This is a genomic window from Monashia sp. HAY1-2A (assembly GCF_056755315.1).
In genome coordinates this window covers 40,234-46,946 of sequence record NZ_JBNDHY010000014.1, presented here as the reverse complement: position 1 = coordinate 46,946, position 6,713 = coordinate 40,234, and the positions used below count along the sequence as shown (strand labels likewise).

4 protein-coding genes are annotated in these 6,713 nt (G+C 71.2%); all 4 read left to right on the top strand.

Annotated elements, in window-relative coordinates; genetic code table 11:
• Nucleotides 1-3,162 (top strand): excinuclease ABC subunit UvrA (gene uvrA / locus ACPYOM_RS03745; protein WP_481344931.1); only part of this gene is annotated, 3,162 nt, incomplete at its 5' end.
• Entirely contained in the window at nucleotides 3,159-3,629 is a 471-nt protein-coding gene (locus ACPYOM_RS03740) for a Rieske (2Fe-2S) protein (RefSeq protein ID WP_481344930.1), read from the top strand. The genes uvrA and ACPYOM_RS03740, both read left to right, overlap by 4 nt.
• Before the next feature lie 112 nt (nucleotides 3,630-3,741).
• Complete coding sequence (gene uvrC, locus ACPYOM_RS03735; protein WP_481344929.1) at nucleotides 3,742-5,790, top strand: excinuclease ABC subunit UvrC; 2,049 nt, start codon at nucleotides 3,742-3,744, stop codon at nucleotides 5,788-5,790.
• Nucleotides 5,787-6,704, top strand: coding sequence for an RNase adapter RapZ (rapZ, locus tag ACPYOM_RS03730; RefSeq protein ID WP_481343455.1), 918 nt, complete (start codon nucleotides 5,787-5,789; stop codon nucleotides 6,702-6,704). The genes uvrC and rapZ overlap by 4 nt, the downstream gene beginning before the upstream one ends.
• The last annotated feature ends 9 nt before the right edge of the window (nucleotides 6,705-6,713 follow it).

Below are 6,713 nucleotides of genomic sequence, written 5' to 3'. Positions count from 1 at the left end.
CGCGAGCACAACCTGCGCGACGTCTCGGTCGACCTCCCCAGGGACAGCCTCGTCGTCTTCACCGGGCTGTCCGGGTCAGGCAAGTCGAGCCTCGCGTTCGACACGATCTTCGCCGAGGGGCAGCGCCGGTACGTCGAGTCACTCTCCGCGTACGCGCGGCAGTTCCTCGGCCAGATGGACAAGCCCGACGTCGACTTCATCGAGGGGCTCTCGCCCGCCGTCTCCATCGACCAGAAGTCGACCAACCGCAACCCGCGCTCGACGGTCGGCACCATCACCGAGGTCTACGACTACCTGCGTCTGCTGTTCGCGCGTGCGGGCCGCCCGCACTGCCCGGTGTGCGGTGAGCCGGTCACCCGGCAGTCGCCCCAGCAGATCGTCGACCAGCTGCTCACGCTCGAGGACCGCACCCGGTTCCAGGTGCTCGCCCCCGTGGTCCAGGGGCGCAAGGGCGAGTTCGTCGACCTCTTCGCCGAGCTGCAGACCAAGGGGTTCTCCCGCGCCCGCGTCGACGGCGAGGTCGTCTCGCTCACCGAGGCCCCCAAGCTCGAGAAGCAGCGCAAGCACACCATCGAGGTCGTCGTCGACCGGCTCGTGGCCAAGGGCGACGACGCCGGGTCCAAGCGACGCCTCACCGACTCCGTCGAGACCGCGCTCGGCCTGGCCGGAGGCGTCCTCGTCATCGACTTCGTCGACCGTGACGCCAAGGACAAGGACCGCGAGCGCCGCTTCTCCGAGAAGATGGCCTGCCCCAACAACCACCCCCTGGGCATGGACGAGGTGCAGCCACGGTCGTTCTCCTTCAACTCCCCGTTCGGTGCGTGCCCGACGTGCACCGGCATCGGCACCGAGCTCGAGGTCGACCCCGAGCTCGTCGTGCCCGACGACGACCTGACCCTCGCCGAGGGGGCCATCCAGCCGTGGGCCCAGGGCTCCGGGTCGGCCGAGTACTTCCAGCGCGTCATGAGCGCGCTCGGGGAGGACATGAAGTTCTCGATGGACGTGCCGTGGCGGGCGCTGCCCGAACGGGCCCGCGAGGCGCTGCTCCACGGGCAGAACTACAAGGTCCACGTCCGCTACCGCAACCGCTACGGCCGCGACCGCTCGTACACGACCGGCTTCGAGGGTGTCGTCCCGTTCATCAAGCGGCGCCACTCCGAGACCGACTCCGACTGGAGCCGCGAGCGGTACGAGGGCTACATGCGCGAGGTCCCGTGCCCCGTCTGCAAGGGCGCCCGCCTCAAGCCCGAGTCGCTCGCCGTGCTCGTCGGCGGCAAGAACATCGCCGAGGTGTGTGCCCTGGCCATCAGCGAGGCGGCCGGGTTCCTCGACACCGTCGACTTCACGGCCCGCGAGAAGCAGATCGCCGAGCGGGTCATCAAGGAGATCGACGCCCGTCTGGGGTTCCTCCTCGACGTCGGCCTCGACTACCTCTCGCTCGACCGGCCGGCCGGCACGCTGTCCGGCGGCGAGGCGCAGCGCATCCGGCTCGCCACGCAGATCGGCTCGGGCCTCGTCGGCGTGCTGTACGTGCTCGATGAGCCCTCGATCGGCCTGCACCAGCGCGACAACCACCGGCTCATCGAGACCCTGACGCGGCTGCGCGACCTCGGCAACACGCTCATCGTCGTCGAGCACGACGAGGACACCATCGCCACCGCCGACTGGGTCGTCGACATCGGTCCGGGCGCCGGGGAGCACGGCGGACACGTCGTGCACTCCGGCCCGGTCAAGGGCCTGCTCGAGCACCCCGACTCCCTGACCGGCATGTACCTGTCCGGCCGGCGCGAGATCCCGACGCCGCCGGTGCGCCGCGGCCACGACGGCCGGCAGGTGACCGTCACCGGGGCGCGCGAGAACAACCTGCGGGACGTCACGGTCAGCTTCCCGCTCGGCAACCTCGTCGCGGTCACCGGCGTCTCGGGTTCGGGCAAGTCGACGCTCGTCAACGACATCCTCTTCAACGTCCTCGCCAACAAGCTCAACGGTGCCCGGCACGTCCCGGGCCGGCACAAGACCGTGACCGGGCTGGACCAGCTCGACAAGGTCGTCCACGTCGACCAGAGCCCGATCGGCCGCACCCCGCGCTCGAACCCGGCGACGTACACCGGCGTCTTCGACAACATGCGCAAGCTCTTCGCCGAGACGACCGAGGCCAAGGTCAGGGGCTACCAACCCGGCCGGTTCTCGTTCAACGTCAAGGGCGGTCGCTGTGACGCGTGCTCGGGCGACGGCACGATCAAGATCGAGATGAACTTCCTGCCCGACGTCTACGTCCCGTGCGAGGTGTGCCACGGGGCCCGGTACAACCGGGAGACGCTGGAGGTCCACTTCAAGGGCAAGACGATCGCCGACGTCCTGGACATGCCGATCGAGGAGGCCGCGGACTTCTTCGAGGCGGTGCCCGCGATCGCGCGCCACCTGCGGACCCTCAACGACGTCGGCCTCGGCTACGTGCGCCTCGGCCAGCCGGCACCGACCCTGTCCGGTGGCGAGGCCCAGCGCGTGAAGCTCGCGAGCGAGCTGCAGAAGCGCTCCACCGGCCGCACCATCTACGTTCTCGACGAACCGACCACCGGGCTGCACTTCGAGGACATCCGCAAGCTGCTCGACGTGCTCCAGGGCCTCGTCGACAAGGGCAACACCGTCATCGTCATCGAGCACAACCTCGACGTCATCAAGAACGCCGACTGGATCATCGACATGGGGCCCGAGGGCGGCTCGGGCGGTGGCACCGTGATCGCCGAGGGCACCCCCGAGGAGGTCGCTGAGGTCGCGGCCAGCCACACCGGCCGCTTCCTCAAGCCGATCCTCGAGCGCACCGCGCGGACGACGACGCGGGCCTCGAAGGCCTCGTCCTCAAAGACGTCCTCCAAGGGCTCCGCGGCGAGCTCATCGACGGGGTCCTCGACGGGCTCCTCGACGAGCTCCTCGACGGGGTCCACGTCCTCGGCCCGCTCCCAGCGGACTACCGGGGCAGGCTCAGGCTCGACGCGGACCATGACGACAGCCGCGAAGGGCAGCCCCACCAAGGGCGGCGCGACCGGCGGCCGCACCCGTGGGGGTGTCACGACCGCCGCCGCGAAGAAGACGTCCTCGGCCTCCACCGTGAGCACCGCCCGCACGTCGCCGAGCACCACGACGCGAAAGAGGAAGGCATGACCGAGCACGACCAGGACGGCGGTACCGACGCGGGCGCGTGCCTGCCCGGACGCCGCGGCGTGCTGCGCGCCGCCGGCGCCGTCGCCGGAGCGGTCGCCGGAGCGGGTGCGCTCGCCGCCTGCAGCAGCCCGCCCGTCCCGACCGGCACCTCCGGCGGTGCGGCAGGCGGTGCCGGTGGATCGGCCACGCCGACGCCGACGTCGGAGGTGCCGGTCGGCGGCGCGAAGTTCTTCCCGGACACCCAGACCGTCGTCACCCAGCCCCAGGCGGGCACCTTCAAGGCCTTCGACACCACCTGCCCGCACCAGGGCTGCGCGGTGTCCGCGGTGGAGGGCGGCCAGCTCGTGTGCCCGTGTCACCAGAGCCACTTCGCCCTCGCCACCGGTGAGGTCGTGTCGGGCCCGGCGCCGACGGGCCTGAGCCCGAAGACCGTCACCGTCAGCGGTTCGGGCTTCACCGTCGGCTGAGTCCCACGGGCCCGGCGACCGGTCACGTCGGGCACCTCGGTCACCTCGGTCTGGCCGCCGCGCTCGAGAGGGAGGGGACCGGGCCGTCGGTGGCCCGACATAGGGTGGAGCCGTGGCCGACCCGACGACCTATCGACCGAAGCCGGGGGAGATCCCGACCGATCCGGGCGTCTACCGGTTCCGCGACGGGCACGGTCGCGTCATCTACGTGGGCAAGGCCAAATCGCTTCGCCCGCGGCTCTCCTCGTACTTCCAGGACATCACGGCGCTGCACCCACGCACCGCCACGATGGTCACGACGGCCGCGTCGGTCGAGTGGACCGTCGTGCGCACCGAGGTCGAGGCGCTCCAGCTCGAGTACTCGTGGATCAAGGAGTTCGACCCCCGGTTCAACGTCAAGTACCGCGACGACAAGTCCTATCCGTTCCTCGCCGTGACCATGGGCGAGCCCGTCCCGCGGGCGCAGGTGATGCGTGGGGCCAAGCGCAAGGGCACGCGCTACTTCGGTCCGTACGGCCACGCGTGGGCCATCCGCGAGACCCTCGACCTGCTGCTGCGCGTCTTCCCGCTGCGCACGTGCTCCTCCGGCGTGTACAAGCGCGCGGCGGCCAGCGGCCGGCCGTGCCTGCTCGGCTACATCGACAAGTGCTCGGCACCGTGCGTCGGCAGGGTCACGCCCGAGGAGCACCGCGCCATCGCCGAGGACTTCTGCGACTTCATGGCCGGCAACACGACCCGGTTCGTCAAGCGGCTCGAAACCCGCATGCGCGAGGCCGCGGCCGACCTCGACTTCGAGCAGGCGGCGCGCCTTCGCGACGACATCGGCGCGATCAGCAAGGCCCTCGAGAAGCAGGCCGTCGTCCTCGGCGACGCCACCGACGCCGACGTCTTCGCGCTCGCCGACGACGACCTCGAGGCGGCGGTCCAGGTCTTCCACGTCCGTGGCGGCCGCATCCGGGGCCAGCGCGGCTGGGTCGTGGAGAAGGAGAGCGAGGACCTGCCGGCCCTCGTCGGCCACCTGCTCCAGCAGGTCTACGGCGACGCCGACCGCGAGACGGTCCCGCGCGAGGTGCTCGTGCCGACCCTGCCCGAGGACTGCGAGGCCGTCGTCGAGTGGCTCTCGTCGGTCCGCGGCGCGCGGGTCGACGTGCGCATCCCCCAGCGGGGTGACAAGCGCACCCTCATGGAGACCGTCCGCCGCAACGCCGAGCAGTCCCTGGCCCGGCACAAGGTGGCTCGAGCCGGCGACCTGACGCTGCGCAGCCAGGCCCTCCAGGATCTGCAGGAGTTCCTCGAGCTCGACGAGGCACCCCTGCGCATCGAGTGCTACGACGTCAGCCACGTCCAGGGCACCAACGTCGTGGCCTCGATGGTGGTCTTCGAGGACGGCCTGCCCCGCAAGAGCGAGTACCGACGCTTCATCGTCCGTGGCACGGCGGGCAGGGCGGGCACGACGGGCGCGGCCGTCGCACTCGAGGCCGCGGCAGACGGCACGGTGACCGTCGACGACACCGCCGCGATGCGCGAGGTGCTGACCCGGCGGTTCCGCCGGTACCTCGAGGAGGCGGAGGCGGACGGCGACCTCGCCGGCACCGAGGACACGGAGGGCACCGCCGACGACACCCCTGCCGCGTCGGGGCCCATCGACCCCGAGACCGGTCGCCCGCGTCGCTTCGCCTACCCGCCGAGCCTCGTCGTCGTCGACGGCGGCCTGCCCCAGGTCAACGCGGCGCAGGCGGTGCTCGACGAGCTCGGCATCGAGGAGGTCGCGCTCGTGGGGCTGGCAAAGCGGCTCGAGGAGGTCTGGGTCCCACGCACCGAGCACCCGGTCATCCTGCCCCGCACCAGCGAGGGCCTGTACCTGCTCCAGCGCCTGCGCGACGAGGCGCACCGGTTCGCCATCACCTTCCACCGGCAGCGTCGGTCCAAGGCGATGACCACGAGCGCCCTCGACGGCATCCCGGGCCTCGGGTCGAGCCGGCAGAAGGCGCTGCTGCGCCACTTCGGGTCGGTCAAACGGCTTCGGGCCGCGGACGCGACGGACATCATGGCGGTACCTGGCATCGGCCCGTCGCTTGCCTCGGCGGTCGTGACCCACTTGGCTGAGGGTGCACCGCAGGAGCCAGCCGTGAACCTCACGACGGGAGAAGTCCTCGAATGACCGCCGACAGCAGGACCGCCGACCTGGCCTCCCTCGCGGACGCTCCGATCGTCATCGTCACCGGCATGAGCGGTGCGGGCCGCAGCACGACGGCGAACGTGCTCGAGGACCTCGGGTGGCTCGTCGTCGACAACCTGCCACCGCAGCTGCTCGGTCACCTCGCCGAGCTGCGCGACGCCGCGCTCGCGCACAACCCCGACGCGAGCCACCAGCAGGTCGCGGTCGTCGTCGACGTCCGGGCCGGTGGGTGGTTCGGCCACCTCGACGAGGCCATCTCCGCGGCACGCGAGCGGGGGGAGCGGCCGAGCCTGGTGTTCCTCGACGCCACCGACGAGGCGCTCGTCCGACGCTTCGAGAGCGTGCGCCGGCCGCACCCCCTGCAAGGCAGCGGCCGCCTCCTCGACGGCATCCAGCACGAGCGCGAGCTGCTGCAGGACCTGCGTTCGTCGGCCGACGTCGTCATCGACAGCTCTGGGCTCAACGTGCACCAGCTCAGTGCCAAGCTGTCCTCGCTGTTCGCCGGTGACCGCAAGGTGCAGCTGCGCATCGCCGTCATGTCCTTCGGCTTCAAGTACGGCCTGCCCCTCGACGCCGACGTCGTCTTCGACATGCGCTTCCTGCCCAACCCCTACTGGGTGCCCGAGCTGCGGGCCCTCACCGGCCGCGACGAGCCGGTGGCCGAGTTCGTCATGAAGCAGCCCGGTGCCGAGGAGTTCCTCGACCGCGCCGCCGACCTGCTCGAGACGATGATCGGTGGCTACGTCCGCGAGGGGCGCCGGTACGTCACGGTCGCCGTCGGCTGCACGGGCGGCAAGCACCGGTCCGTCGCCACCGCCGAGGCGCTGAGCCGGCGGCTGCGGGGCCACGACCGCGTCGACACGTTCGTCGTGCACCGCGACCTCGGCCGCGAGTGAACGGTGGAC

What these genes read in the sequence shown, in the direction of transcription:
- ACPYOM_RS03740 (WP_481344930.1), top strand. Translation starts at nt 3,159, where the DNA reads ATGACCGAGCACGACCAGGACGGCGGTACCGACGCGGGCGCGTGCCTG.
- rapZ (WP_481343455.1), top strand. Translation starts at nt 5,787, where the DNA reads ATGACCGCCGACAGCAGGACCGCCGACCTGGCCTCCCTCGCGGACGCT.